The 26,529-nt window shown below is 67.5% G+C and carries 21 protein-coding genes and 1 pseudogene; 12 read left to right on the top strand and 10 right to left on the bottom strand.

Features of this window, described 5'->3' with window-relative positions:
• Positions 1 to 63 precede the first annotated feature (63 nt).
• A complete protein-coding gene (locus tag GKZ92_RS05515) occupies positions 64 to 1,905 on the bottom strand; it encodes a hypothetical protein (protein WP_006360609.1) in 1,842 nt (613 codons plus the stop codon).
• Between the two features lie 233 nt (positions 1,906 to 2,138).
• Between GKZ92_RS05515 and GKZ92_RS05520 the strand changes: the two genes are divergently transcribed.
• On the top strand, positions 2,139 to 3,854 hold the full coding sequence (locus GKZ92_RS05520; RefSeq protein WP_075862770.1) for an adenylate/guanylate cyclase domain-containing protein: 1,716 nt from the start codon (positions 2,139 to 2,141) through the stop codon (positions 3,852 to 3,854).
• Between the two features lie 123 nt (positions 3,855 to 3,977).
• Entirely contained in the window at positions 3,978 to 4,865 is an 888-nt protein-coding gene (locus tag GKZ92_RS05525; protein ID WP_075862769.1) for an oxidoreductase, read from the top strand.
• Positions 4,866 to 4,942: 77 nt separating this feature from the next.
• On the opposite strand, the gene GKZ92_RS05530 is transcribed toward GKZ92_RS05525, so the two are convergent.
• Positions 4,943 to 5,455 (bottom strand): hypothetical protein, encoded by a 513-nt coding sequence (locus GKZ92_RS05530; RefSeq protein ID WP_006360612.1) that lies wholly within the window; start codon positions 5,453 to 5,455, stop codon positions 4,943 to 4,945.
• A gap of 330 nt (positions 5,456 to 5,785) precedes the next feature.
• Here GKZ92_RS05530 and GKZ92_RS05535 point away from each other — a divergent pair, with 330 nt between their 5' ends.
• Positions 5,786 to 6,415, top strand: a complete 630-nt coding sequence (locus GKZ92_RS05535; protein WP_006360613.1) for an alpha-ketoglutarate-dependent dioxygenase AlkB — start codon at positions 5,786 to 5,788, stop codon at positions 6,413 to 6,415.
• 57 nt (positions 6,416 to 6,472) lie between these two features.
• Here GKZ92_RS05535 and GKZ92_RS05540 read toward each other — a convergent pair whose 3' ends face one another.
• The 3 genes from GKZ92_RS05540 to GKZ92_RS05550 are packed head-to-tail and all read right to left on the bottom strand — an operon-like array spanning position 6,473 to position 10,303.
• Positions 6,473 to 8,194, bottom strand: a complete 1,722-nt coding sequence (locus GKZ92_RS05540) for a GMC oxidoreductase (RefSeq protein ID WP_075862768.1) — start codon at positions 8,192 to 8,194, stop codon at positions 6,473 to 6,475.
• A complete protein-coding gene (locus GKZ92_RS05545; protein WP_155225078.1) occupies positions 8,191 to 9,729 on the bottom strand; it encodes a flavin-containing monooxygenase in 1,539 nt (512 codons plus the stop codon). The genes GKZ92_RS05540 and GKZ92_RS05545 overlap by 4 nt, the downstream gene beginning before the upstream one ends.
• Positions 9,722 to 10,303 carry a TetR/AcrR family transcriptional regulator gene (locus tag GKZ92_RS05550; RefSeq protein ID WP_155225080.1) on the bottom strand — a complete coding sequence of 194 codons (582 nt, stop codon included), beginning with the start codon at positions 10,301 to 10,303 and terminating at the stop codon, positions 9,722 to 9,724. The genes GKZ92_RS05545 and GKZ92_RS05550 overlap by 8 nt, the downstream gene beginning before the upstream one ends.
• Before the next feature lie 177 nt (positions 10,304 to 10,480).
• On the opposite strand from GKZ92_RS05550, the gene GKZ92_RS05555 reads away from it, so the two are divergent.
• Both GKZ92_RS05555 and GKZ92_RS05560 read left to right on the top strand, forming a co-directional pair.
• Positions 10,481 to 11,113, top strand: coding sequence for a DUF3558 family protein (locus tag GKZ92_RS05555; RefSeq protein ID WP_155225081.1), 633 nt, complete (start codon positions 10,481 to 10,483; stop codon positions 11,111 to 11,113).
• A 51-nt stretch (positions 11,114 to 11,164) separates the two neighbouring features.
• On the top strand, positions 11,165 to 12,148 hold the full coding sequence (locus GKZ92_RS05560) for an LLM class F420-dependent oxidoreductase (protein ID WP_035753161.1): 984 nt from the start codon (positions 11,165 to 11,167) through the stop codon (positions 12,146 to 12,148).
• 243 nt (positions 12,149 to 12,391) lie between these two features.
• Here the strand turns inward: GKZ92_RS05560 and GKZ92_RS05565 are convergent, their stop codons facing one another.
• Entirely contained in the window at positions 12,392 to 13,558 is a 1,167-nt protein-coding gene (locus GKZ92_RS05565) for a pyridoxal phosphate-dependent aminotransferase (RefSeq protein ID WP_035753159.1), read from the bottom strand.
• A 101-nt stretch (positions 13,559 to 13,659) separates the two neighbouring features.
• On the opposite strand from GKZ92_RS05565, the gene GKZ92_RS05570 reads away from it, so the two are divergent.
• Positions 13,660 to 14,214: a hypothetical protein gene (locus GKZ92_RS05570; RefSeq protein ID WP_006360620.1), complete on the top strand. Its 555-nt coding sequence runs from the start codon at positions 13,660 to 13,662 to the stop codon at positions 14,212 to 14,214.
• Positions 14,215 to 14,344: 130 nt separating this feature from the next.
• Positions 14,345 to 16,072, top strand: a complete 1,728-nt coding sequence (locus GKZ92_RS05575; RefSeq protein WP_035753156.1) for a serine/threonine-protein kinase — start codon at positions 14,345 to 14,347, stop codon at positions 16,070 to 16,072.
• Between the two features lie 128 nt (positions 16,073 to 16,200).
• Here GKZ92_RS05575 and GKZ92_RS05580 read toward each other — a convergent pair whose 3' ends face one another.
• From GKZ92_RS05580 to allB, 4 genes are all read right to left on the bottom strand, one after another.
• On the bottom strand, positions 16,201 to 17,871 hold the full coding sequence (locus GKZ92_RS05580; protein ID WP_329602405.1) for a DNA repair helicase XPB: 1,671 nt from the start codon (positions 17,869 to 17,871) through the stop codon (positions 16,201 to 16,203).
• Positions 17,872 to 17,926: 55 nt separating this feature from the next.
• Positions 17,927 to 18,850, bottom strand: a complete 924-nt coding sequence (locus tag GKZ92_RS05585; protein ID WP_006360623.1) for an oxygenase MpaB family protein — start codon at positions 18,848 to 18,850, stop codon at positions 17,927 to 17,929.
• A gap of 199 nt (positions 18,851 to 19,049) precedes the next feature.
• Entirely contained in the window at positions 19,050 to 21,398 is a 2,349-nt protein-coding gene (locus GKZ92_RS05590; RefSeq protein WP_155225083.1) for a helicase-associated domain-containing protein, read from the bottom strand.
• 52 nt (positions 21,399 to 21,450) lie between these two features.
• Entirely contained in the window at positions 21,451 to 22,845 is a 1,395-nt protein-coding gene (gene allB / locus GKZ92_RS05595) for an allantoinase AllB (protein ID WP_006360625.1), read from the bottom strand.
• A gap of 249 nt (positions 22,846 to 23,094) precedes the next feature.
• Here allB and GKZ92_RS05600 point away from each other — a divergent pair, with 249 nt between their 5' ends.
• The 5 genes and pseudogenes from GKZ92_RS05600 (at position 23,095) to GKZ92_RS05620 (ending at position 26,433) form a co-directional block, all read left to right on the top strand.
• Entirely contained in the window at positions 23,095 to 24,648 is a 1,554-nt protein-coding gene (locus GKZ92_RS05600) for an NCS1 family nucleobase:cation symporter-1 (RefSeq protein ID WP_035753147.1), read from the top strand.
• A 20-nt stretch (positions 24,649 to 24,668) separates the two neighbouring features.
• A complete protein-coding gene (locus tag GKZ92_RS05605) occupies positions 24,669 to 25,391 on the top strand; it encodes an aspartate/glutamate racemase family protein (RefSeq protein ID WP_035753146.1) in 723 nt (240 codons plus the stop codon).
• An 80-nt stretch (positions 25,392 to 25,471) separates the two neighbouring features.
• Positions 25,472 to 25,642 (top strand): annotated as a pseudogene (locus tag GKZ92_RS05610) (type II toxin-antitoxin system Phd/YefM family antitoxin); the annotation flags it as partial.
• A gap of 228 nt (positions 25,643 to 25,870) precedes the next feature.
• Positions 25,871 to 26,146, top strand: coding sequence for a type II toxin-antitoxin system Phd/YefM family antitoxin (locus tag GKZ92_RS05615; protein ID WP_035753144.1), 276 nt, complete (start codon positions 25,871 to 25,873; stop codon positions 26,144 to 26,146).
• Positions 26,143 to 26,433 (top strand): type II toxin-antitoxin system RelE family toxin, encoded by a 291-nt coding sequence (locus tag GKZ92_RS05620; protein ID WP_006360630.1) that lies wholly within the window; start codon positions 26,143 to 26,145, stop codon positions 26,431 to 26,433. Before GKZ92_RS05615 ends, GKZ92_RS05620 begins: the two co-directional genes overlap by 4 nt.
• Positions 26,434 to 26,529 lie beyond the last annotated feature (96 nt).

A 26,529-nucleotide genomic window follows, 5' to 3' on the forward strand; every position in this document is an offset into this window, starting at 1 on the left:
CCGGACGGTTCACCGACCGGCACCTGCGCATCCCCCGCGTGGGTGCCGGTCTGGTGTGCGCTCCTAGACGTAGCGCTGGCCGTTCCAGCGAAGGATCTTGGTGGTGACAGTGCCGCCGGCGCAGTCCGGTTCGCAGTTGTTGTCGAAGGTCTTTATCGCATAGCGGCCGTCGCTACCAGGACCCACGACCTCGGCGAAGTAGTAGGCGTGCGTTGTGCTCTGGTACGCCAACCCGCCCTTCTCCCAACCGATGTCTGCATACCCGGTGGCAGTGGGGACAAGCGTGATCACGCCGTCGTACCGGCCCGGGTTGTACGTGATGAAAACGTTCTCGGTCGTATCCGTGGCGGGGTCGGCGAAGTCGAGTGCGTTGCCGTACACCGAAACGGTCTGCACGAGAAGCCGTTTGCCCTTGGAGTCCACCGCGACGATGCACCCCTCTCCGGCAAGACTGTTCTCCCCGCGCCGCAACCCGATGGTGACCGTGCCCAGCGAAGGGTGATCGACTGTGCGACGATCGTCGATGCGGCCGCACGCGGCGTTCAGCGAATACTCCGGATCGATCTTCTTGAACAGGCTGATCTCCCATGCCCCGGCACCGAGGTTGACGCTCGCTACCGCATCGGCGACGACGAGTCCGGTGGTCACCGTGTTGAGCAGCGGCAGGTAGCGAGCGTAGGTTCGGCCCACCTTCTCGGCGATCTTGCGGTTCTGCATTTGTTCGAACGCCTGCTCCGACAGATGTCCGGCGATCTCCCCGACCACATCGGGCGCCTTCTGCGCCAAGCACATGCCGACCGCTGTCATGCTGGTCGCCGCGGCCCTGACCTGCGAGTCCGACATTCCGGCGAGGCCCGAGTCCACCGCTTGGCCGAAACAGGCGGCCATGAAGCCGAGTTCCATCGCGCTCAGGGTCAACGGGTCGTCGACCAGGTCTCCGAGCTGAGTCCAGAGGACGCCGTAGAGGACCGTGGACACGGTCGCGGTTGCGGTGATCTTCGATATCACAGGTAGTGAACTCGCGGTGAAACCGATGTCGACGCCGCCGCCGGGTGGCAGAACCCACGTCCTGGACCGAACGCTCGTCGGAACTCCCAGCATCGAGATGGTGGCGCTCTCGATCTCCGCAGCCACATTCGTCGGCTGACCGGAGAACACATCGAGGTGCGCCCACCGCGGAGTCACCGGAGCGGTGACGATCATGGCGATCCCGCGGTTGTTACGGATCTTCACCACCGCGATGTTCTTGTCCGCAGGATCAGCGCCTGTGCAGACGCGCATCGGCGCTTCCTTGCTGTCGAGGAACACCGCTTCGTCCAACCATCCGGGTCGTGGCTGCGTCGGGCATTGTGGTGCGCCGCCCCGCAATCCCAGCGTCGACGTCACGAAATGATTGGCCTCCACCGCCAACCACTCCCAGGTGCTCAGATGCGGCACCTGGGCGGTGGCGACCCGGCGGTCGCCATCGATCGCAGCAGCGATCGGGGTGGCGGGAGCTGCCGAACCCGGCGCATCGGCCTCCTTCCCGACGAGATACAGGTCGGTGCCCTCCGGCAGCGGTTCGTCCAACTCGTACCGGAAGGTCAGCGGGGCCACCGGCTGCCCCGACGACAGCGTCAGATCCGCGCCCGCGACGGGGGTCACCGACTTGCCGGCAGCAGTCGACTGTTCGGCCGGCCGGACGGTGAACGACGAACCCGGCGTTGCTGCGCCCGGGGGGATCGAGATGGCCCAGTTGTCGGAGACCGCGACCTCGGTCGTGGTGTCGGGCGCGACATCGACGGTCTGTTCCGTCACCGGCCCGGACTCGAGACGTGGTGAGGTGTCGTCGTCGGGCGATGAGAACAGCGAACACGCCGACACCGACAAGGCGACAGCGATGAGGACGACGGCGAACCGACGCATGTGGGCGCTCCTTCCGATCCGGACGAGCTATTGAAACATCGGCCCAGCTCAGAGGCGGTGTGGAAACGGAGTTGTGGGGCGGAATTCGCTCGATCGGACCACGCGCCGGTCGTGTTCTTCCGACGCCGCTCCTGATCCAGAGAGCGGTGCCGCCGGTACAGGGACTTTCGACGTGTCCTCGGTAACAACCGGTTCGGTAGTCTGCGGGTATCGCCTTCAGGCAGGAGAGGCCCATGGGACGCAGGCGTCGCACCCGCCGTGTCGTGCCGTGGATGCGATTGAGACGCCGCACCGCCGGGATGCTGTGGGGCCTGCCCACGGTGCCGAGCCCGAGGGCGTGGGCGCGAGTCGGCCCGGACATGCGGAACCGGATCGCCCGCCACGCGACCGTCACGGCGATGACCGCTGTCGTCGCCAGCAACGCGCTGGTCGGTGTCGAGACCTTCCTGCTCGTGCAGCTCGCGTTCAACGGCGGCCAGCTCACCTTCGCCGAGACCCTCGGCGCCCCCAACTTCCCGGCCGTCGTCGGCGCGATCGTCACCGGCATCCTGGTGAATCTGCTGCTCGGCCTGCTCGTCTTCCGGCCCCAGCTGGACTGGTTCGTCAGCTGCCGACCCGCCGACCATGCCCGACGACGTGCCGTGCAACGCCTGCCCGCCTTCGAGCTCCTCGTCACCGTGGGCGCCTGGTGCAGCGCGGCGTTGTTCTACGTCTTCGTCGCCGACGACTTGAGCGTCGCGACCGTCGCCGGTGTCGCGGTGGCGTTCACGCTGGCCGGTCTGTCGAGCGCGTGTCTGACCTATCTGTTCGTCGAACGCGCCGCCCGCCCGCTGGCGATCGTGGTCCTCGAGGACTTCCCGGCCAACCACGTGATGAACGGCGTCCGCATCCGCCTGCTCGCGGTGTGGGCGGTGAGTTCGGCGGTGCCGATGATCGGCCTGCTGACCGTGAACGCCGGTCGTTTCACCGGGATGCTGCCCGACGTCTACGGCGCGGTCGATTGGACCACCGTCATTCTCACCGTCGTCGGACTCGCCGCCGGCGCACGCGTGATCGTCCTGGTCGGGCAGGCCATCACCGATCCGCTGACCGAGATGCGTCGTGCCGTCCACCGCGTCGACCACGGCGACTTCAACGCCCGCGTCCCCGTCTATGACTCGTCGGAACTCGGTGTGCTGCAACACGGTTTCAACGTGATGGTGCAAGGACTCGCCGAACGTGACCGCATGCGTGAGATCTTCGCCCGGCACGTCGGCGACACCGTCGCCGACCTCGCCCTCTCCGACGGCGTCGGCATGCACGGCACCAACACCGAGGTGGGTGTGCTGTTCGTCGACATCGTCGGCTCCACGCGACTGTCCCAGGACCGGAGTCCCGACGACGTCGCCGAACTCCTCAACGCGTTCTTCAGCATCGTCTTCGACGTCGTCGACCAGCATTCCGGCTTCGTCAACAAGTTCGAGGGCGACGCCGCGCTGGCCGTCTTCGGGGCGCCCGTCGAACTCGACGACCCGGCCGGACACGCGCTCGCCGCCGCCCGCGACCTCGCCGACCGGCTCGCCAAGAGCCTCGACATCCGGTGGGGGATCGGCGTCTCCTTCGGTGAGGTCTTCGCCGGCAACATCGGCGCCGAACGGCGCTACGAGTACACCGTCATCGGCGACCCGGTCAACGAATGCGCCCGACTGTCCGACATGGCCAAGACCGGTCGCGTCCCCGCCCTCGCCAGCGGCGCCGCGATCGACTCCGCCGGCGCCGAGGCCGACGAATGGGAACTCCTCGGCAGCCGCATCATGCGCGGCCGGTCGGCCCCGACCGAGTTCTACGCCCCGTCCGACCTCGTCGAACGGCTCGGGTCGTCGCGCAACCTGATCGCCGAACTGCTACGCCCGGCCCGACGCATCGTCGGCGCCAGCCCGCTGCGGCTCACGACGTTCTTCGGCGGCTGAGGACCGCGCCACCGAAGTCGGCTGCCCGAGACGAATCGTTGACGCCGTCCGGGGTCGTCAATAGCGTGGGCCGCAGGGTCGCGGCGAGGACGTCGGACCGACACACCATCCCTGGGGGCTGCGATGAACGGTTGGACGTCAGCGAACATTCCGGATCAGACGGGTCGCACCTTCGTGGTGACCGGCGCGAACAGCGGCCTCGGTGCCGAGACGGCGAAAGCGCTCGTCGGTGCCGGCGCCAACGTCATCCTGGCGTGCCGCAACACCGCCAAGGCCGACGCCGTGGCGTCGAAACTGGGACCCAACGCGACCGTTGCCCAACTCGACCTCGCGGATCTCGCGTCGGTTCGCTCGTTCGCGTCGAGTTTCACCGGCGCCGACGTCCTCATCAACAACGCCGGACTGATGGCCGTACCGCTGCGACGCACCGCCGACGGCTTCGAGATGCAGATCGGCACCAACCATCTCGGCCACTTCGCGCTCACCGCGTTGCTGCTGCCGAAGATCACCGACCGCGTCGTCACCGTGTCGTCGGGCGTGCACCAGATCGGGAACATCGCGCTCGACGACCTCAACTGGGAGAAGCGCCGCTATCGCCGCTGGCAGGCCTACGGGGACTCCAAGATGGCCAACCTCATGTTCGGCCTCGAACTCGCCAAGCGGTTGGCGGAGGCCGGGTCGTCGAAGCAGTCGTTCATCGCCCACCCCGGTTATGCCGCAACGGAATTGCAGGGTCGGAGCGAGAACTTCATGGATGTCCTGGCGAAGCTGTCGAACAAGCTGCCCATCGCGCAGCCGGCCGCCGACGGAGCCCTGCCGCAGCTGTACGCCGCGACGATGTCGGGTCTGCCGTCCGGCACCTACTACGGACCGACGAAATTCTTCGGGCTGCACGGCGCGCCCGGACGGAACAAGTACAAGAAGGCGGCCGACGACGCCGACTTCCGTGCGGCGCTCTGGGCGGAGTCGGAGAAGCTGACCGGGGAGAAGTTCGACGTGTCAGGGAGCTGACCGCCTGACGACGAAAGTGCGGGATGAGTGCCGGAAACCGGCATCCATCCCGCACTTCGTGTCTGCGGTTCGCGTGACTACTGGACCGAGAACGCGATGCTGTTCGACGCGCCGGAGACCAGGTCGGTGACGCGGATGGTGAAGTTGCCGCCGCCCTTGAAGAAGTAGGACTTCACCGCGGTGCAGTCCTGCGTCTTGTACAGCGCGGCTTCCTTGGGCACCTTCGGTCCGGCGAGGCGGACCTCCATGCGGCACTCGTTGCCGTCGACGATGGGGCCGGCGTCGATGATGGAGTTCCAGCGCACGCCGAGTCGCGAGTTCTTGCCGAAGGTTCCCGGAGTGATCTCCCGGGCGCCCTTCGGGTTGTAGACCCAGACGTTGATGGACTTCACGCCGTTGCGTGCGCCCGCGCGGCCGAGCTTGCCGTAGTGGGTGACCTTGTCGCCCGACGACCCGAACGCGGAACTTCCGGAGTCGAGGCTGCCGCTGGCGCTACCGAACAGATCGCCGACCGGATCGGCGGTCGCCGGCGCGATCGGGATCAGCATGGCGGCGGCAGCAAACAGACCGGCGATACCGGTGCGCTTCATCGAGTTCCCCCTTGTAACGATTTATAACGAATTGATTAAAGCATCGACCCGGCGACCGTGCTGTGGGCCACCTCACATCGCGGCCCTTTCGTGGTGAGCCGAATGTGCGCTTCGTCACTGCCGCGTCGGGCCAGGGGCTGCTTGAGCTGCGTCGACGATGGTCCGAGCATTACTCGAAAATGTGAGGGACGCCTCGTGCGCGGACGGGGGTCCCGTAGGTCCTTACCCGCTCTCTCGATCCGTTTCCGCTCACGTTCGAAGGGTGGGCGCGAACGGCACGGACATGCCGTCCGTCGAACAGGCGTTCGATCCGGGTGTACGGTGGGGTGTATGTCCATAGGCATCCAGGGATCGTTGTTCGCCGAGATGGCCGCGGAGCCGGCGCTGTCGGACCTGTCGACCTCGACGACGCGGCGTCCGCTCACCGACGGCGCGTGGGTGGACCTGTGCCCAGGCTGGATCAGCGGGCCGGACGAACTCTTCGATCGGCTTCGACGCGACGTCCCGTGGCGGGCCGAGCGGCGTCAGATGTACGACCGCGTCGTCGACGTCCCGCGGCTCGTGTCGATCTACCAGAAGGACGACCCGTTTCCGGATGCGCTGATCACCAAGATGCGGTCATCGCTGTCGCGGCATTACCGCGAGGAGTTGCCCGAAGGATTCGCGACCGCCGGGATCAGCCTCTACCGCGACGGCAACGATTCAGTGGCATGGCACGGGGACCGCATCGGGCGGGCGTCGACGCACGACACGATGGTCGCGATCATCTCCCTCGGCGCCCCACGACCGCTGATGCTGCGGCCGCGTGGCGGCGGGAAGTCGTTGAAGTTCACCCTGTCGACCGGTGACCTGCTCGTCATGGGTGGCAGCTGCCAACGCACCTGGGAACACGCGGTTCCCAAGGTGCGCGGCGTCGGCGCCCGGATCAGCATCCAGCTGCGGCCGCCGGGGGTGTGGTGACTTACTGGGCTTTGTAGAAGTTGTGGACGTCATACGCCCACAACTTCTACGAGAACCTCAGCCGGCGTTGGAGATCGGCGTGATCGGCAATCTCAGCGCGGCGGGTGCGTATTCGGGCACCGTCGGGTGGACCGGTGGCACCGGGGCGATCGGCTGGTACGACGCACCGAGCTCCGGACGGGGGTCGGCTTCACCGGCATTCGGCCACATCGCGAGTGCGCGTTCGGCCTGAGCGGTGATCGTCAGCGACGGGTTCACGCCCAGGTTCGCCGACACCGTCGAACCGTCGACGATGTGCAGGCCGGGGTGGTTGAACACGCGGTGATACGGGTCGACGACGCCGTCCGCGGCGGACCGGCCGATCGAGCAACCGCCCAGGAAGTGTGCGGTCATCGGGATGTTCAACCAGTCGACGATGGAACCGCCGGCGTCGCCGCCGATCTCGTCGGCCATCTTGCGGACGGCGTCGTGGCCGACCGGGATCCAGGTCGGCGGGGGATCGCCGGCACCCTGCCTACTGCGCAGCATCGGACCGAAACGGCCCCGACGGGCGAACAGTTCGAGGGAGTTGTCGGCGGTCTGCATCACCAGGGCGATGATCGTCCGTTCCGACCAGCGTCGAACCGAGAGCCCGCGCAGGGTGACCAGCGGGTGCCGGATCATCTCCACGATCGCCGCCAGCGGTCGGGGCAGGCGACTGTCACCGTCGATGAGCATCGCCTGCAACAGACCGATCAGGTTGCTGCCCTTGCCGTATCGCACCGGCTCGATATGGGTGTGCTCGTTCGGGTGGAACGACGACGTGATCGCCACACCCTCGGTGTAGTCGACCTTCAGGTCGGTGGCCGTCGCGGCCAGGACGGCCTCGGAGTTGGTGCGCACCACCTTGCCCAGGCGCGACGAGAGGCCGGGCAGGTTGCCGCTCTGCTGCATGTCCAGCAGCAACTTGTTGGTGCCGTACGTGCCGGCCGCGAACACCACGTGATCGGCGGTGAACGAACGGCGTCCTCGACGCGACCAGCGTCGACCGGTTCGATGCGATCCGACCGTGTACCCACCCTCCGACAGCGGGCGGACGGTGTCGACGGTCGTCATCGGGATGACGGTCGCACCGGCCTGTTCGGCGAGATACAGATAGTTCTTGACCAGCGTGTTCTTCGCGCCGACCGGGCAGCCGGTCATGCACGCGCCGCAGTCGGTACAACCGGTGCGGGCGGGACCGGCACCGCCGAAGAACGGGTCTTCGACGGTCTTGCCCGGCTCGCCGAAGAAGACCCCGACGGGGGTGTGGACGAAGGTGTCGCCGGCGCCCATGTCCTCGGCGACCTTACGCATGACGCGGTCGGCGGGGGTGACCTTCGGGTAGGTGGTCACGCCGAGCATGCGCGATGCCTGGTCGTAGTAGGGGTCGAGTTCGGCGGCCCAGTCGGTGATCCGACCCCAGTGCGGGTCGTCGAAGAATGCGGGGAGCGGCCGGTAGAGCGTGTTCGCGTAGTTGAGCGACCCGCCGCCGACACCCGCGCCGGCCATGACCAGCACGTCGCGCAGCAGGTGCATGCGCTGCACACCGAACATGCCCAGCGCCGGCGCCCACACGTAATCCTTGAGGCGCCAACTGGTCTTGGGCAGGTCGGCGTCGGTGAAACGACGGCCCGACTCGACGACCGCGACTCGGTATCCCTTCTCGGTCAACCGGAGGGCGGCCACCGAGCCGCCGAAACCGGAACCGATGACGATGGCGTCGTAGTGGTCGGCGTCAGTGCGCGCGGTCCTGGTCACTGGGCGAGGGTCCTTTCGGGATCGGTGTCGGTGGCGGTGGTCTCGACGGTGTCGGCGACGGCCGGGATGGCGTCGTCGAAGCGGTGGTCGGCGGCCACGAAGGACGCCATCTGGCGGCGGAAGTCGCTGGTGAACTTGGGCCACATCACCGAGTTGCGGCCGGTGGAGTCGAGGTACCAGCTCGAGCAGCCGCCCGAATTCCACACGGTGCGTTCCAGTTCGGGGTCGAGGTCGGCGTTGTAGGCGTCCTGGGCGGCCTGGGTGACCTCGAACGTCGAGTGTCCGGAGCCGATGACCTCGGCGATCGTCTTCGACATGTAGTACGCCTGCGGCTCGAGCATCAGCACGATCGAGCTGTGGCCCAGGTTGGTGTTGGGGCCGTACAGGAAGAACAGATTCGGGAAGCCGTGGACCTCGACACCGCGGTAGGCGCGCGGCGATCCCTGCCAGGCCTCGGCCAGGGTACGTCCGTCGCGACCGGTGACGGCCTTCGCGATGGGCGGCTGGGTGGGGGTGAACCCGGTGGCGAAGACGACGGTGTCGACCTCGTGCTCACGACCCTGATCGTCGACGGCGCCGTTCGCGGTGAGGCGGGTGATGGCGCCGGTCACGGTGGCGTTGTCGCGCTGCAGGGCGGGGAACCACTTGTTGGTCAACAGCATCCGCTTGCAGCCGATCGTGTACTCGGGGGTGAGACGCTTGCGCAGGGCGCGGTCGCGGACCTGGACCCGCAGCTGCGCCAGGGCAAGGGTTTTCGCGATCGGCAGCAGCTTGGGGTTGCGTGCCATCATCAGCACGTAGGCCTCGCGGTAGGCCCACACCATCTTGCGGACCAGGCGGTGGACGCCGGGGACGCGCTTGTAGAGGGCGCGTTCCATCGGGCCGATGTTGCGGTCGAGGCGTGGCACCACCCAGGCGGGGGTGCGCTGGAAGACGGTGAGATGTTCGACGGTGTCGACGATCTCGGGCACGATCTGGATCGCCGACGCCCCGGTGCCGACGATGGCGACCTTGCGTCCGCGCAGGTCGTGGGTGTGATCCCACTTGGCGGAGTGGAACATCGTGCCGGTGAACTCGTCGGCACCCGGAACCTCGGGCAGGCCCGGCTCGGACAGTGCGCCCGGCGCGGCGACGAGGAAGCGGGTCCGGATCTGACCCTGCGTCGTGTCGACGACCCACTCCTGCGCGGCACCGTCCCAACGGGCGGCGGTCAGGGCGCAGTTGTAGCGGATCTGATCGTCGTAATCGGCGGCGACGGAACGCAGGTAGTTGTGGATCTCGTGGCGTCGACCGTAGGTGTGCGACCAGTCCGGGTTCGGGGCGAAGGACAGCGAGTAGAGCGAGGTCGGGACGTCGCAGGCCGCACCCGGGTAGTCGTTCTCGCGCCAGACCCCGCCGGCGCCCTCGGCGCGCTCGATCGCGAGGGTCGTCAGGCCGGGATGGTCCTTGCGCAGCCGGTGAAGTGCGGCGAGGCCGCCGAATCCGACGCCGACGACGAGAACGTCGATGTGTTCGGGCAGCGAGATGTCAGCCATGGTTCAACAGGTCCTTCCAGATGGGCAGAAGTCGGTCGAGGTATTCGCGGTCGGCGTCGGGGGATCGCAGGATGCGCGACACCGCGAGGCCGCGTGCGAGTTCGATGGAGAGTTCGAGTTCGGGCGGGGTGTAGCGGTCGCCGAACAGTTCGGCGCAACCCACGGCCAGGGCGTCGGACACCCGCTGTTCGAGCGGGATCAGCGCGGTGCGCAGCTCGACGTCGCAGCGTGCGGCCACCCAGAGTTCGAGTGCGGCGTCGAACAGCGGTCCGCTGAACGACTCGATCAGGACCTCGAGTCCCTCGTCGCCGGTGCGCGGGCGAGACAGGACTTCTTCGAGGCGGCGGTCGACGAGGTGCCCGACGGCCGCGACGACGAGGGATTCCCGGGTGGGGAAGTGGTGCAGCAGCGCGCCGCGGGAGACGCCCGCACGCCGGTTGACCTCCTGGGTGGTGGTGGCCGCATAGCCGACCTCGACCAGTGCTTCGACCGCGGCGTCGAGGACCCGGGTGCGGGTCGCCGCGGTGCGCTCGGCCTGGGTACGCCGTCGCGGGGTGCTGGTGGGCTCGGTCACAGTGGTGAGCGTAACACACAAACAGTCCGGACTGCTTGTAAATGACGCTTGGGATCGCAGAGCGACCGGGCGCGCTCTGTCGAGTAGCCTCTGGAACTCGTGAGATGCCGTCGGGTCGTAGGGGTCAACCGCGGAGTCGGTGTCGGGCGCCGGTTCTGGAAGCTGGCATTGATCCCGGTGGTCGCCGTCCTCGGCGTGACGATGGTGGCCTGTGATGTCGAGGGCGTACCGAGTGCGCAACCCGAGGCCGTCGTCTCGGTCTCCTCGTCCGCGGCAACCGAGCCGATCCGTCAGACCGATGATGCCGGGAAGCGGCTGCCATTCGACACCGAGTTCCCTGATCGGTGGAGTCGCAACAATGACGGAACCACCTATGAACCGTGCACTGCCGTGGACTATGCGCAGGCGAGGGCCTTCGGATTGGACCCAGCGACAGTCGAGGATGTCGCGGCATCCAACCACCAAACCGCGAGGGGCTGCCAATGGGACCTCCTCGAAGGAGATGAGATTCTTCGTCCGTCGCTGAGTCAGTTCGTCGGGAATCTCACGGGTATGGGCGTCGACAACCTGAAGGACTACAAGCAGCTGCAATCCACCGAGTACAACGAATGGCTCGACGATGTCGTGATCTCGGGTAGGACGGTGGTGGCAAGTGTCGAGCGCGGCTCGTGTGACGCGTTTGTTCAGTCCGGTTCTGCGGTCGTCGTCACGACCATGCGCGATATACTTCGCGACGGCCCGGGGGTGAATCTGCTGTGCGAGAAAGCGCTCGGATTCGTGCGACTCACCATCGACAAGATGCCGCCGTAGTCGTTCTGTCCGTCCCTTCGGACGGGTCGGTGTCGGAGTAAGTTCGACCTCATGCGATTCGGACTCTTCATTCCCCAGGGCTGGCGGCTTGATCTCGTGGGTATCGACCCGGCGAACCAGTGGGAGGTGATGTCGTCGGTGGCGAACCGCGCCGAATCCGCCGGCTGGGACTCGGTCTGGGTCTACGACCACTTCCACACCGTCCCGCTGCCGACCGACGAGGCCACGCATGAGGCGTGGACGCTCGTTTCCGCGCTGGCCGCGACCACGAGTCGCGTCGACATCGGACAGATGTGCACCGCGATGAGCTACCGCAACCCGATGTACCTGGCGAAGGTCGCCGCCACCGCGGACCTGATCTCCGGTGGACGCGTGCAGATGGGCATCGGCGGCGGCTGGTACGAACACGAATGGCGCGCCTACGGATATGGATTCCCTTCGGCCGGTGAGCGTCTCGCCCGGCTCGACGAGGGCGTGCAGATCATGAAGCAGGCGTGGGAAACCGGCCGCGCCACCCTCGACGGCAAGCACTACACCGTCAACGACGCGATCTGTCAGCCGCAACCGACCGCCGGGAAGCTGCCGCTGTGGATCGCCGGCGGTGGTGAGAAGAAGACGCTGCGGATCGCGGCGCAGTATGCCGATTACACCAACTTCGACGGCACTCCCGAAGGATTCGCCCACAAATCGTCGGTGCTGCAACAGCATTGCGCCGACCTCGGACGCGACTTCGATTCGATCGTCCGGTCGTCGAACTACAACGTCATACTCGGTGAGACCGATGCCGACGTCGAGCGTAAGCTCGCCGACCTCGAGGCGGGGATGGCGAAGATCGTCGGGCCGGAAGCGGCGTCGGGCAGCATGGGCGCGTTTCGCGGGATGCCTGCGGTCGGGACCCCGGAGCAGGTCGCGGACAACCTTCGTGGGCTCAGGGCAGCCGGTATGACCTACGGGATCTTCTACTTCCCGAACATCGCCCACGACCGCGAGGACCTCGAGTTGTTCGAGGAGCACGTGGTGCCCGCGTTGCGGTGAGCTGGGACGTCCGGAGCCCCGACTGCCGAACCTCAACTCGACCGGCAGACGTCGATCGAAGTCTGCGGGTCGGGTTGACGTCGACCGGTGGTTGGGTGGGCGACGGTGTCTCACCGGCGCTTCGAGGCTCGTCGCTTGCGCTCCTCGCACCTCAGGGAGCGGGGGCCGTGTCGCTCCCTTTCGATACGCTCGCAAGCTCGCTACTCAAGGAGCAGTGGGGGCTCTCTACCAGAGGAGCAGGCTTCACAGCTTGCGCAACCGCTCCGCGGCGTCGGCGATGACGTCGTCGCGTTTGGCGAAGGCGAAGCGGACGAGGTGGTGCCAGGGCTCGCGGTCGTCGGCGAACACGCTGACCGGGACCGCGGCGACGCCGATCCGTTCCGGTAGGGACCGACAGAACTCGATGCCGTTGTCGACACCGAGGGGGCGTGGGTCGGCGCAAACGAAATACGTTGCCTCGCTGCGATGGACGTCGAAACCGGCGTCGAGGAGGGCGGCGGTGATCATGTCGCGCTTGCTCTGCAGCGCGGCGGCCGACGCCCGGACCCAACCGAGTTCGTTGTCGAGGGCGTGCGCAACGGCCGGCTGGAACGGCCCGGACCCGACGTAGGACATGTACTGCTTGGCCGTTTTCGTCGCGGCGATCAGCTCGGGTGGTCCGCTGATCCAGCCGACCTTCCAGCCGGTGCAGTTGAATGTCTTGGCGGCGCTCGAGATCCGGAGCGTCCGCTCCTTCATTCCGGGCAGTGTCGCGATCGGCGTGTGGATGCGGCCGTCGAACACCAGGTGTTCGTACACCTCGTCGGCCACCACGATCACGTCGAATTCGATGCAGAGTCGCGCGATCTCGGCGAGATCGTCGTCGGAGAGCACGGTGCCGGTCGGGTTGTGCGGTGTATTCAGCATGAACACCGCGCTTTTCGGTCCGAAGGCATCCGCGAGGCGTTCGCGGTCCAGACGGAAACCGTCGCCGTCGGGGATGAGTGGCACGACGCGTCGAACACCTACGGCCATTGCCGCGGTCGCCGCGTAGGCGTCGTAGTAGGGCTCGATCATGATGACCTCGTCGCCCGGTTCGATGAGCCCGACGACGGCGCCGGCAATCGCCTCGGTGGCCCCGACGGTGATGAGCACCTCGCGGTCGGGGTCGTAGTCGAGGCCGTACTGCTCGCGCTGATGGCGCGCGACCGCATGCCGCAGCTCCGGGACGCCGATCCCGGGCGGATACTGGTTGTGGCCGTCGGTGATGGCGCGGCGGGCGGCCTCGAGCATCGACTCCGGCCCGTCGGTGTCGGGGAAGCCCTGCCCCAGATTGATGGCGCCGTGCTCCACGGCGAGGGCCGACATCTCGGCGAAGATCGTGGTCATGAACGGCCGCAAGCGGGTTGCGGTCCTGCTCTCGAATGACATGGGTCCAGGGTGGCACATCGGCCGGGGCGCAGAATCGGGACTCGATCCGACCTGCCCGATTTCTGCGCTTTGCAACGTCGCTGCAGCGTACGATCCCTCGCATGGCAGCGCCGGTAGTGGGTCACCAGCATGGTCGTGCGGGACGTACCGTCATCGCGATCGTGGCGTGTGCCGCGCTGTTCCTCGTGGGCGCGTGTTCCTCGGTCGACCGCGTGACCAACAACGTCTCCAAGCCCACGGATGTGGCGATCGGGCAATGTGTGCAGGTCAGATCGACCGATGGAGACAAGTCGAACGTCGAGGCGACGAAGGCGGAGTGTGACGCCGACGGGATGACCTTCATCGCGTCGCAGGTCGTGCCCGGCGAGTGCGGCGAGTTCGAGAACTACCTGACCTTCCCGGACACCTCCGATCGCCTCTGTTTGATGCCGAACTTCGTGGAGGGCCAGTGCTACGAGATCCCGCAGTCGGCAGGTGGCTCGCTGGTCGACTTCAAGGAGGTCGACTGCAACGCCGATGCCGGCTCGGAAGCGGTGATCTATCGCGTCGAGACGGACGGCGACGGCTCCCTCGAATGCGCCGAAGGCCAGGTCAAGGCCACCTATGACAAGCCCGAACCGCGCGTGTTCTGCCTGGCGTCGCTCTCGGGTGCCTGACGCCGTCGCCGTCTGAAGCCGGCGGCCCGGGGTGGTGGGCGTTGCGTGACGTCGGGACGCATTGTGGTCGCCGCGCACGATCTGGCGGTGCAGACTGAGCGAACCTGCCCGAGGAGGATGAGGAGGGGCGATGCCGCGGAATCCCGGCGAGCACTTCGCCGGTTACACGATCATCCGACTCATCGGTCGAGGCGGTATGGGCGAGATCTACTTGGCCCGGCACCCGCATCTGCCGCGCAACGAGGCGCTGAAGGTCCTTCCCGCAGAACTCAGCCGCGACCCGATGTACCGGCAGCGCTTCGTCAAAGAGGCCGAACATGCGTCGAGCGTCGTGCATCCGTCGATCGTCACGATCTTCAACTCCGGTGAGTACGACGGTCATCTGTGGATCGCGATGGAGTTCATCGACGGTATCGACGCCCTCAAACTGCTGCGGAAGACCCCGCAGGGCCTCGATCCCCAGATCGTGATCGCCATCGTCCGGTCCGTCGGCGCCGCCCTCGACCGTGCCCACGCGACCGGTCTGCTGCACCGCGACGTCAAACCCGCCAACATCCTGCTGCAGGGCCTCGACGGTCCGGAACCGCGAGTGTTGCTCGCGGACTTCGGGATCGCCAAGTCCGAGCAGGACGTCAGCCACCTGACGTCGACGAACGTCTTCCTCGGCACCGTGGCTTACGCGGCGCCGGAGCAACTACTGGGCGACGCGGTCGACGCCCGCGCCGACCAGTACGCGCTCGCCGCCACCGTCTTCGAACTCCTCACCGGCCGGCCGCCGTTCCAGGGCGCGAGCACGGCGTCGATCATCGCCCACCACCTGCAGTCGATGCCCCCGCGACTGTCGAGCCTGCGTCCCGGGATCTCACCCGCCGCCGACGCGGTGTTCAGTCGCGCGTTGGCCAAGGAGCCCGAGCGTCGCTACCCGTCGTGCCGGGAGTTCGGCGTCGCACTCGAGAATGCACTGACCACCCGCGAACCGGCACCACCACCGCCGGGCGCTCCCTATCGGCAGCCGGGCATTCAGCAGCCACCCCCACCCGCGCGGCCATCGCACCCGCCGTATGCGGGGCAGCCGTCGTACGCCGCCTCTCCACCGGGTACGCAGGGCACTCCACCGGGTACGCAGGGCACTCCGCCCGGGCAACCACCGCCGGGCACGTATCCCGGCGGCTACCAGGGCTATTCGTCGCAACCCGGCTACCCGCCGCCGCCCGAGAAGAAGGGGTCGGGGGTGCTGATCGCGCTCGGTGCGCTGGCGCTGGTCCTCGTGCTCGCGATCGTCGCCGGCGTCGTCTACGTGGCGACCAAGGTGTCGTCCGCACCGGAAGCCGCCGGGACGTCGACGACCGCTTCGGCGCCGGTGGTGACCACCGCGACCACTCCGAGCCAGAGCCCCGCGGCGCGCACCACCGACACGACGCCGCTGTCGGTCACGGGTCCCGACGACGTTCAGGTCGGCGAGTGCGTCACCATCGCCATGCAGGCTGGGTCGTCGGCGACGGTGCTCGCATCGGAGGTGGACTGCGACTCGTCGGGCATGAACTTCTACACCGCGTCGATCATCGCCACCGCGACTCCCTGTGCCAGCGAACAGAATTCGACGCTGACCTTCCCGAACAGCACCCGGAAGCTGTGCCTCACCCCGAACTTCTACGAAGGACTCTGCTACCTGATCCCGAATGAGGACGGATCGCTGGCCGATTATCGCGAGGTCCCGTGCACGAGTGCACCCGCGTTGCGGACGGTGCTCGCGCAGGTGACCAGGCGAGGCGCGTCGACCGTCACCTGCGCTGCCGGCGAGGCCCGCTGGACGTTCTTCCAGCCCGAGTCGATCGGGTACTGCTTGATGGAGGTGTGAGGGGCCACCGAAAAGCGCCCCCAGGATCCGCCCTGCGCAGGCGACCCGGCGACACCATGTCACCGGCCCGCCTGTGCAGGGTGGTTCCCAGGGGCGTGTTTCAGCAGGTCAGGGAGGGGGAACCCCGGTCAGTCCGCCGGGGTGGTGTCGCCGATGGTCGGGCCGAGGAGGTCGTCGGCGTCGGTGATGCGGTACGCGTAGCCCTGTTCGGCGAGGAAGCGCTGCCGGTGGGCGGCGTAGTCGGCGTCGAGGGTGTCGCGAGAGACCACCGAGTAGAAGTGTGCCTGTCCGCCATCGTGTTTCGGCCGCAGCAGGCGACCGAGGCGCTGGGCCTCCTCTTGGCGCGAGCCGAACGTGCCCGACACCTGGACGGCAACGGACGCCTCGGGCAGGTCGATGGAGAAGTTGGCGACCTTCGACACGACGAGGGTCTGCAGCTCGCCGGAACGGAAGCGGTCGAACAGGATCTCGCGCTCCTTGTTCTTCGTCGACCCCTGGATGACCGGGCAGTCGAGTTCGCGGCCGAGCTCTTCGAGCTGGTCGATGTAGGCGCCGATGACCAGCGTCTGCTGACCCTTGTGCTTGTTCAGGATCGCCTTCACGACGTTGACCTTGGTGTGCGCGGTGGAGCAGAGCTTGTACTTCTCCTCCGGCTCGGCGACCGCGTACTGCAGACGCTCCTCGTCGGTGAGGGTCACCCGGACCTCGATGCACTCGGCCGGTGCGATCCAGCCCTGCGCTTCGATGTCCTTCCACGGGGCGTCGTAGCGCTTGGGGCCGATGAGGGAGAAGACGTCACCCTCGCGGCCGTCCTCACGAACGAGCGTTGCGGTGAGGCCGAGGCGTCGGCGCGACTGCAGGTCGGCGGTCATCCGGAAGACCGGTGCGGGCAGCAGGTGCACCTCGTCGTAGATGATCAGGCCCCAGTCGCGGGAGTCGAAGAGGTCGAGATTCCGATACTCGCCCTTCGACTTTCGCGTCATCACCTGATAGGTCGCGATGGTGACCGGACGGATCTCCTTGCGCTCGCCGGAGTACTCGCCGATCTCCTCCTCGGTCAGCGTGGTCCGCGCGATGAGCTCGCGCTTCCACTGCCGGCCGGCGACGGTGTTGGTCACCAGGATGAGGGTGGTGGCACCGGCCTTGGCCATCGCGGCCGCGCCGACCATCGTCTTACCCGCACCACACGGCAGCACGACGACACCGGAGCCGCCGGCCCAGAACGAGTCGGCCGCCATCTCCTGGTAGTCGCGCAGGTGCCAGTCGTCCTGGTCCAGCTCGATGGGGTGCGCCTCGCCGTCGACGTACCCGGCGAGGTCCTCGGCCGGCCAGCCGACCTTCAACAGGACCTGTTTGAGGCGTCCGCGCTCGGACGGATGCACGATGACCGTGTCGTCGTCGATCTGCGCACCGAGCATCGGGGCGACCTTCTTGTGCCTCATGACCTCGAGCAGCACGGCACGGTCGAGGCTGACGAGGGTCAGTCCGTGCGCGGGATGCTTGACCAGCTGCAGCCGGCCGAAGCGTCCCATCGTGTCGACGACGTCCATCAGCAGCGGCTGCGGGACGGCGTAGCGCGAGAAGGTGACCAGCGCGTCGACGACCTGTTCGGCGTCGTGACCGGCGGCGCGGGCGTTCCACAGCGCGAGCGGGGTGACCCGGTAGGTGTGGACGTGCTCGGGGGCACGTTCGAGTTCGGCGAAAGGTGCGATCGCCTGACGAGCCGCCTGCGCATCGGGGTGGTCGACCTCGAGCAGCAGGGTCTTGTCGGATTGCACGATCAGGGGTCCATCGGTCACCCGCTCCATTGTCCAGATAGGAGCGGTGATTGTCAGCGACGGGCCTCTTTGTGGGTCAGAACACGGGGATGCCGAGGCGGCGGCGCACCCGCAGGTCGACGATGTTCAGCCGGAAGATGCCGCGCAATACCGGCGCCACGACCGGGTCGACGACGCGCAGTGCGGAGAGAAGTGCCTGGTAGCGACGGGCGTCGTCCTCGGTCCACGTCCAGCCCATCATCGACCGGAACTCCGGTGGGAGCCCGGCGTTGATGGCATAGGTGAGGAAACCACCGAGGGTCTTGTGGGCGATGGTGCCGACGACGCCGGCGCGGAACTCGAGGAACGAGAGGTCGGCGAGGCTCTGCAGTTCCTGCCGCACCGGCTCGTCGATCCGGAGTTCGGCCAGCTGGCTGTTCCAGTAGACGAGGAGCTCGTCGTAGGTGGCCGGCCACTTGTCCCGGGGCACGTTGAGCGCGGTGCCGAGCGGATGCGCCTCGGTGAGGACCATGTGCCGTTCGGCGGCGGAGAGCGGTCCGTAGATCAGCTCGTACTGGTCGATGAAGTACTTGAGCAGGCACACCGCCACCCACAGCTGCAGGCGCGAGTCGTTGGCGCTGTAGCGAACCGGGCTGGTCCCGGTCGAATACACCTGGTCGTGCACACGGCCGACGCAGTTGTGGATGTACTCCTTGTCGGAGTCGCTGCCCACCAGCGCGACGGCCAGGTACGTACCGGTGGTGCGGGCCCGCTTGACCGGGCGCTTGATGGCGTTGCCCTGCGGAACGCGGCTCTCGTGCACGCCGTACCCGACCTTAGGGTTGGACAGCTGCATGATCACGTTCGCGACGGAGAGCGTCGGACCGATGACGGTGACGAGGTCGACCGGACGTTTCACGCGGCGGCGTCGTGACGGTGGCTTGATCCGATGTACGAGATCGTGCTGGTAGGTGTCCGGTACCCCGGCGGAGGCGTCGGTGAGGTGGCGTACAGCGGTCATGACGGGCCAGCTTTCCTCGGCGCTGAGTATCCGCGAGCCTACCAAGATTGTGAGACGGATGTCACAGGTCGTGTCATTGCGGTGGGGATCCCGACTGCCGAACCTCAACTCGACCGGCAGACGTCGATCGAAGTCTGCAGGTCGGGTTGAAGTCGACCGGTGGTTGGGTGGGCAGCGGGTGAGGATCGGCCCTCGGAGGCTAGGCGTCGAGCAGTTCGACGCTGGTCAGGCGGTGGAGCGAGAATCGCTGCTCGGTGTCGCTGCCCTCTTCGACGGCGACGAGCTGACCGGCGCCGAGGACCTTCGGGGTCACGACGTGGCGGCTGGCCGACCCCTGGGCGTCGACATAGCCGACGCGGAGCCGGCGCTTGGCGCGCAGTGCGAGCTGGATGAGTGCGGTGGCCGACTCGCCGCTGCCGGTGGCGCGCACCGGCGTCGACGCCGAGGTGCTGCGAACCGGGGTGGCCGCGGCGGCGCGGTCGGTCGAACGGATGCGGCCGACCACGGACCGGAGTTGTTCCTCCGACGGCGCGCTGCGACGCGGCTGGGCCTGGCGGCGGGCCCGCGACACGGTGACGCGGCTGCCGCGTTCGCGGAGGTCGACGACGGCGCCTGTCGAATCCTCGCCTGCCGGAGCGAAACCCGCGGCACGCAACTGGTCGATGACCTCGCGCACCTCGGACGGTGAGATCGCCACGGTTGGGGCGAGTGCCCGCAGTGCGAGCGGCTCGGCGGCCGGGCTGCGTAGCACCGCGGCCAGGACCGTCGGGTCCTCGCAGCGGATGAACGCCGACGCGACGCCGACGCGGAGTTGCCCGTGTTTCCGGGCGACGTCCTCGATGAGGTACGAGAGCGACTGCGGCACCGGAGTTCTCGAGTGCGTGGTGAACATCGACAACAGCTCGTTGCTGCTGCGTCCGGCGTCGAGGGCGCGTCGAACGCTCTCCGGGGTGATCCGGTACACCGATGCGGCGCCGCCGGATTCGAGGTCGGCGACGAGTTCGACCTGCTCCGCGAGTTCGGGCGTCATCGGACCCGGCACGGTGAGGGTCAGGTCGGCCTGGGTGAGGAAGTGGTCCACCGGTTCGGGCAGCACGGCGCGCATCGCCGCCAGCACCGCTGCGTCGGCGTCGGCGGGATCGGCATCGTCCGGCGGATCGACGGTGTATGCCCGGCCGACGGTGGTCAGCGCATCGTGTGCGACGAGCCCGATCTCGCGTGCCTCACGCAGGGTTTCGGCGACGAGGCGTTTGCTGAAGCGTCGGATCTGGCGGGGACGGTGCCAGTGCAGGCTCGCCAGCACGGCGTCGGGCGTCACCGCGACCGCGGGGTCGGCGTGGGCCAGCGTCGACAGGATGAGCTGCCGCTGGATCGGCGCGTACGCGTCGTGGAGATCGGCGGACAGGGTGGCCATCGCGTTGCCGTCGCGGTCGGGGTCGCCGACCTGCCAGGCGCGTCGGGGCATGTGCAGCCAGGCGTCGGCGAGGGACAACCATTGACGCTCACGTGGCTGGTGCAGCCAGGTGTCCGCGGTGGAGGTCGGCGCGAAGGATTGTTCGCCGGAGTCGTTGGGCGGCGGCGGTTCCGGGAACCCGGCGTCGATGATTCGCAGGTAGCCGGCGAGCTCGATCAGGAATGCGACGCGCTGCGTCTCGATGCCGGAGAGCTTCGACAGGCGCCGGAGTTCGCGGACACCGAGCGCCCCCGACCGCAGGACCGTCGCGGGGGTGGCGCCGAGGATGTTGATCAGCGAGGTGAGGTGGCGGATGAGTTCGGGTGCCTCGCCGCCCGCCGCGGCGTCGACCGCTTTCGCCGGGAAACGCGGCTTGAGGCCGGCCTCGTGCAGCGGTGGGGGAGTGAGATCGTCGGTGCGCCAAGCGGGTTCGTCGCGGATCACCGCGCCGACCATCGGCGGGAGTTCGACGGTCTGATTGTCGACGCGGGCCAGCAGACCCGACGAGATCAGTTGCGCGACGGGTGTGCTCGGGTCGGCGTCGGGATCGGCGTCGCGGCTGCGGCCCAGCGCCGGACCGCGGGCGAGGGTCTCCAGGAGTTCTTTCGGCCGCTCGTCGAGGTCGGCGACCATCGCGGCGATCTCCTCGCCGCTCCGGCCCGCGAGCGGTCCGGTGAGATGTGGTGACCGCCAGGGCATCGCGGAGTCGACGTGCTCGCCCGCGCAGAGCGAGGTCTTGTCGCCCCACAGGATCGCGCGGCGTCGAAGGAGGTCGATGCGGGCGCGGACGTCCCTGGCCGCGGCGCGCCCGGACAACGACTTGACGATCATGGTTTCCGACGGGCGCTTGGTCTTCGTGGCCTTGCGGCTGCCCAGGGCGATCGCCTGCTCGAGGACGGCGATCGCCAAGACGTCGAGATCCTCACCGGCCAGCGCCAGCGACGCCGCGGACAGCGCACGCTGCGCCAGCACACGCGTGCCCTGCGGGGTGGGGGAGGCGAGGTCGGGGCGTTCGATCAGCAGCTCGGTGAGCTCGTCGTCGGAACGCGCGGCCAACTCCTCGGCCAGGCCGGCGTGCTGGTCATCCGAACTCATTCGATCGACTTTACCGGTCGGTGTGTAATCGCCACCTCCGGTGCGGCAGCCCTCAGACGTCGCCGCGGCGCAGCATCCGGCCGCGAGCCGTTTCGAAGTCCACCTTCTGCCCGCGAACCCAGGTCCCCTTGACCACGCCGGCCAGTGCGCGGCCGTCGTACGGACTGATCGCGTTCTTGTGGTGCAGTCGGTTGACGTCGACGATCTGCGCGGACTCCGGCTCGAAGACGGCGAAGTCGGCGTCGCAGCCGAGGGCGATGCGGCCCTTGGTCGGCAGGCCGGCGAGATCAGCGGGCTTCGACGCCATCCACTCGATGACCTGCGGCAGGCCGATGCCGCGCTTCTTGGCCTCCGACCAGATCAGCGACAGTCCGAGCTGCAGTGAGGCCACCCCGCCCCAGGCGACGCCGAAGTCACCGTTCTCGGGGTCCTTGAGGTCGATGGTCGACGGCGAGTGGTCGGAGACGATGCAGTCGATCGTGCCGTCGAGCAGTCCCTCCCACAGCAACTCACGGTTGCCGGCCTCGCGGATGGGCGGGCAGCACTTGAAGGCGGTCGCGCCGTTGGGGACCTCTTCGGCCAGCAGGGTGAGGTAGTGCGGGCAGGTCTCGACCGTGATCTTCACGCCGTCGCGCTTGGCGCTGGCCAGCATCGGCAGGGCATCCGACGACGACAGGTGCAGCACGTGTGCGCGGACGCCGGTCCAGCGGGCACGCTCGATGACCTCGGCGATGGCCAGGTTCTCGGCGCCGCGCGGGCGTGAGGCGAGGAAGCGGGCGTACTCGTCGCCCTCGGGGGACGGCGCGTGGTCGATGGCGCGGGAGTCCTCGGCGTGGACGATCATCAGCGAGTCGAACTCGGCGAGCTCGGCCATGTCGGCTTCCATCTCGTCGGCCGTCAGGTGCGGGAACTCGTCGACGCCCGAATGCAGCAGGAAGCACTTGAAGCCGAACACGCCCGCGTCGTGCAGGCCGCGCAGGTCGTCGGAGTTGCCGGGGATGGCGCCACCCCAGAAGCCGACGTCGATGTGGGTCTTGCCCTGCGCGGCGGCGCGCTTCTCGGCGAGGGCGTCGACGTTGACGGTCGGCGGGATCGAGTTGAGCGGCATGTCGATGAGCGTGGTAACGCCACCGGCGGCGGCCGCGCGGGTGGCCGAGTCGAAGCCCTCCCATTCGGTGCGGCCGGGCTCGTTGACGTGGACATGGGTGTCCACCAATCCGGGGATCATCACCTGGTCGTCGGCCAGTTCGATGACCTCGGTGCCGACGAGCCCGCTGCCGAGCGGCTCGATGGCGACCACGCGGCCGTCGCGGATTCCGATCTCGCGCGCCACGATGCCCGCGGTCGTCAGGGTCTGTTCACCGCGGACGACCAGGTCGAACGGCGCAGCGGTCGAGTCCGTGGCGGCGTCGGAGAGAGGGGCCGGGGCACCGGTTTCTGAGGTCATGGGGCGGGACTCCTTGCTGATCGCCGTGTCCTGGGTTCGTTCCAGAGACTAACCCAGCAGATTCCTCATCGTGGAATGTCGCGTCGCGATTTCGGAAACGTGACTCGCGAGTAGCGCTGAGCGATGCTATTGACAACGCCCCGCACGCGGGCGCTAACCTTCACCAACGCGGAACCCTGATTCCACATCACGGAAGTTCCACGAGTGTAGGAGCGCGGTCATCGATGACCGTCCGACGAAAGTGCAGAGATGAGCACTGAACCGCCCACGATCCAACGTGACGAGGCGACGCCGATGACGTCCACGATCGGCGTGTCCGCCGGCGAGGAGAGCCACGGCGTGACCGGAACCGTCCCGGCCGGATTGAGTCCCAAGCTGTACAACGACGACCTGGCGCCCACGAGCCGCGAAGGTCGTCGCTGGAAGAGCTACAACATCTTCACGCTGTGGGCCAACGACGTCCACAGCCTGGGCAACTACGCCTTCGCCATCGGACTCTTCGCCCTCGGGTTGGGCGGCTGGCAGATCCTGACGGCGCTGGTGCTCGGCGGTGTCTTCCTCTTCCTGCTGCTCAACCTGTCCGGCTTCATGGGCGAGAAGACGGGTGTCCCGTTCCCGGTGATGAGTCGCATCTCGTTCGGCATCCGCGGCGCGCAGATCCCCGCCCTCATCCGCGGTGGCGTGGCGATCGCGTGGTTCGGCATCCAGACCTACCTCGCGTCGGTCGTCCTCCGGATCATGCTGGTCGCGCTGTTCCCCGGCGCGGAGGACCTGGACGCCAACCGCTTCCTCGGCCTCTCGACCCTGGGCTGGATCTCCTTCGTCTCGCTGTGGGTCATCCAGGTGATCATCGTCAGCTACGGCATGGAGATGATCCGTCGGTACGAGGCCTTCGCCGGCCCGGTCATCCTGTTCACGATGGTGGCGCTGGCCATCTGGATGCTCAGCAACGCGGACTGGACCATCGCGTGGACCACTCCCGACTCGCTGACCGGCGTGGACATGTGGCTGCAGATCATCGGCGGCGCGAGCCTGTGGGTCGCCATCTACGGCACCTTCGTCCTGAACTTCTGTGACTTCACCCGCAACGCGGAATCGCGAAAAGCCATCGTGCGCGGCAACTTCTGGGGCATCCCGCTCAACATGCTGCTCTTCGGCGGCATCGTGGTCGTGCTGGCCGGCGCGCAGTTCCGGATCGACGGCCGGGTCATCGAGTCGCCGTCGGACATCGTCCAGACCGTGCCCAACACCTTCCTGCTGGTGCTGGCCTGCCTGGCGCTGCTGATCCTCACGGTCGCGGTGAACCTGATGGCCAACTTCGTCGCGCCGATCTACGCACTGTCCAACCTGTTCCCGCGCTACCTGGACTTCCGCCGCGCGGCGCTCGTGACCGCCATCATCGGGCTGGTCATCCTGCCGTGGAATCTCTACAACTCGCCTGCGGTGATCAACTACTTCCTCGGCGGGCTGGGTGCGCTGCTCGGACCGCTGTTCGGCATCGTCATGGCCGACTACTGGCTCGTCCGCCGTTCGCGGATCGACGTGCCCGCGTTGTTCTCCGAAGCGCCCGACGCCGCCTACCATTACCGGAACGGCGTGAACCTGCGGGCCATCGTCGCGCTGGTCCCGACGGCAGCCTTCGCCCTGGTGATGGCTTTCGTTCCGGCCTTCGAAGTGGTCTCGGAGTTCTCCTGGTTCATCGGTGCCGGTCTCGGCGCGGTCGTCTACCTGCTGGTCGCCGACCGTCGCGGACCGTTCGCCGAGGTGTCGGGCGAGCCGATCTCCGTCGCCAGCACCCACTGATCGCCAGGAGGTAGATCCCGATGCGCATTCTCGTCGCCAACGTCAACACGACCGAGTCGATGACCGAGGCGATCGCCGCCTCGGCTCGTTCGGTCGCTTCACCGGGTACTGAGATCGTCGGCATCACACCGCGATTCGGCGCCGACTCGTGCGAGGGCAACTTCGAGTCCTATCTCGCGGCGATCGCGGTGATGGACGCGATCCTCGCCTACCCCGAGCCGTACGACGCCGTCATCCAGGCCGGGTACGGCGAACACGGTCGGGAAGGTCTGCAAGAACTCCTCGAGGTCCCGGTCGTCGACATCACCGAGGCTGCGGCGTCGACGGCGATGTATCTGGGACACCGGTTCTCGGTCGTGACGACGCTGGACCGCACGGTCCCGCTGATCGAGGACAGGCTCAAGCTCGCCGGCCTCGATGCGCGATGTGCGTCGGTCCGGGCGTCGGGACTCGGTGTGCTGGAACTCGAGTCGGATCCCGTGCGGGCGGTCGAGGCGATCGTCGAACAGTCAAGGCAGGCGGTCGCCGACGACAAGGCCGAGGTGATCTGCCTCGGCTGCGGCGGCATGGCCGAGCTCGAGGAGCAGGTCCGCGCCGCGACCGGCGTCCCGATCGTCGACGGTGTGCGCTCGGCCGTCACGATCGCCGAAGGGCTTGTCCGGATGGGACTCTCGACGTCGAAGGTCCGGACCTACGCGAAGCCGCGGGAGAAGAAGGTCACGGGGTGGCCGTTCAAGATCTGACGGACATCTGAACACGACAGCGCCCCGGTGGCCGAAACCGGGGCGCTGTCGTTGTCTCTCGAGACAAGCCATCTGTAGCCATGACGACACAGCCACTCGGCGAAGCCAGGGACAAGTTCTCAGCGCTCATCGACAGCGCCGAGACCACCCACGACATCATCACGATCAGCAAGCACGGCAAACCGGCCGCAGTGCTGATGTCGGCCGACGACCTCGAATCGCTGCGCGAGACGATCCAACGCTCTCGACATCCTCTACGGGAGCTCGATAACGGTGTCGGTCCAAACCGCCGATCCTGACGACCACGAAGTGGGGTTCGTCGGTGAGATCCCTCATGCGCATGAGTTCGGACCGATGCGCCGCGAACTGTTGTTGTCACAGGTGGGCGCGGCGGCCGCCGCTCGCCGCCAGCCACACGCCGCACCGCCCGGCTAAAAGTCTGGCTAATGGAAGGCCAGTATCGCGGCTACACTGTAACCATGACTACAGTGCCACTCGGCGAGGCCAAGGACAAGCTCTCCGCGCTCATCGACAGCGCCGAGACCACGCACGACATCATCACGATCACCAAGCACGGCAAACCCGCCGCGGTGCTGATGTCGGCCGACGACCTCGAATCGTTGCACGAGACGATCTACTGGCTCTCACGTGCCGGTCTCCGCGACGACGTCGCCACCGCCGACGCCGAGTACGCCGCCGGCCACACCGTCTCCATCGACGACCTGCGCGCCGAACACGGCCTGCCGCCGAAATGAACGACGCTCCGACAGACTCGCCCGCCCCCTACCGGGTCGAGGTCGCATCCCCAGCTCGCCGCGACCTTCAACGCCTTCCATCCCGGATCGTCCACGCCGTCATCGAGTTCATCTCCGGACCCCTCGCCGAGAACCCGCACCGGCTCAGCAAACCGCTGCGCGACGACCTCGGAGGCCTCCACAGCGCCCGCCGCGGTGACTACCGGGTCCTGCTGCGCATCGACGACCCCAACCACACCATCGTCGTCGTCAGAATCGACCACCGTGCCCACGCATATCGCACCTGACTGACTGTGGCGCTGCATACCTAAACGAAGGGGAGAACGTCGTGAACGACCCCGGGAACACGCTCGCCAGGCCCTCGACACCGAGCGCGACTACCG

Source organism: Gordonia sp. 135, assembly GCF_009720185.1.
GTDB classification, from domain to species: domain Bacteria; phylum Actinomycetota; class Actinomycetes; order Mycobacteriales; family Mycobacteriaceae; genus Gordonia; species Gordonia alkanivorans.

What these genes read in the sequence shown, in the direction of transcription:
- GKZ92_RS05600 (WP_035753147.1), top strand. Translation starts at nt 23,095, where the DNA reads ATGAGCACTGAACCGCCCACGATCCAACGTGACGAGGCGACGCCGATG.
- GKZ92_RS05615 (WP_035753144.1), top strand. Translation starts at nt 25,871, where the DNA reads ATGACTACAGTGCCACTCGGCGAGGCCAAGGACAAGCTCTCCGCGCTC.
- GKZ92_RS05590 (WP_155225083.1), bottom strand. Translation starts at nt 21,398, where the DNA reads ATGAGTTCGGATGACCAGCACGCCGGCCTGGCCGAGGAGTTGGCCGCG.
- GKZ92_RS05525 (WP_075862769.1), top strand. Translation starts at nt 3,978, where the DNA reads ATGAACGGTTGGACGTCAGCGAACATTCCGGATCAGACGGGTCGCACC.
- GKZ92_RS05515 (WP_006360609.1), bottom strand. Translation starts at nt 1,905, where the DNA reads ATGCGTCGGTTCGCCGTCGTCCTCATCGCTGTCGCCTTGTCGGTGTCG.
- GKZ92_RS05565 (WP_035753159.1), bottom strand. Translation starts at nt 13,558, where the DNA reads ATGTCATTCGAGAGCAGGACCGCAACCCGCTTGCGGCCGTTCATGACC.
- GKZ92_RS05520 (WP_075862770.1), top strand. Translation starts at nt 2,139, where the DNA reads ATGGGACGCAGGCGTCGCACCCGCCGTGTCGTGCCGTGGATGCGATTG.
- GKZ92_RS05530 (WP_006360612.1), bottom strand. Translation starts at nt 5,455, where the DNA reads ATGAAGCGCACCGGTATCGCCGGTCTGTTTGCTGCCGCCGCCATGCTG.
- allB (WP_006360625.1), bottom strand. Translation starts at nt 22,845, where the DNA reads ATGACCTCAGAAACCGGTGCCCCGGCCCCTCTCTCCGACGCCGCCACG.
- GKZ92_RS05570 (WP_006360620.1), top strand. Translation starts at nt 13,660, where the DNA reads ATGGCAGCGCCGGTAGTGGGTCACCAGCATGGTCGTGCGGGACGTACC.
- GKZ92_RS05585 (WP_006360623.1), bottom strand. Translation starts at nt 18,850, where the DNA reads ATGACCGCTGTACGCCACCTCACCGACGCCTCCGCCGGGGTACCGGAC.
- GKZ92_RS05620 (WP_006360630.1), top strand. Translation starts at nt 26,143, where the DNA reads ATGAACGACGCTCCGACAGACTCGCCCGCCCCCTACCGGGTCGAGGTC.
- GKZ92_RS05560 (WP_035753161.1), top strand. Translation starts at nt 11,165, where the DNA reads ATGCGATTCGGACTCTTCATTCCCCAGGGCTGGCGGCTTGATCTCGTG.
- GKZ92_RS05535 (WP_006360613.1), top strand. Translation starts at nt 5,786, where the DNA reads ATGTCCATAGGCATCCAGGGATCGTTGTTCGCCGAGATGGCCGCGGAG.
- GKZ92_RS05605 (WP_035753146.1), top strand. Translation starts at nt 24,669, where the DNA reads ATGCGCATTCTCGTCGCCAACGTCAACACGACCGAGTCGATGACCGAG.
- GKZ92_RS05545 (WP_155225078.1), bottom strand. Translation starts at nt 9,729, where the DNA reads ATGGCTGACATCTCGCTGCCCGAACACATCGACGTTCTCGTCGTCGGC.
- GKZ92_RS05575 (WP_035753156.1), top strand. Translation starts at nt 14,345, where the DNA reads ATGCCGCGGAATCCCGGCGAGCACTTCGCCGGTTACACGATCATCCGA.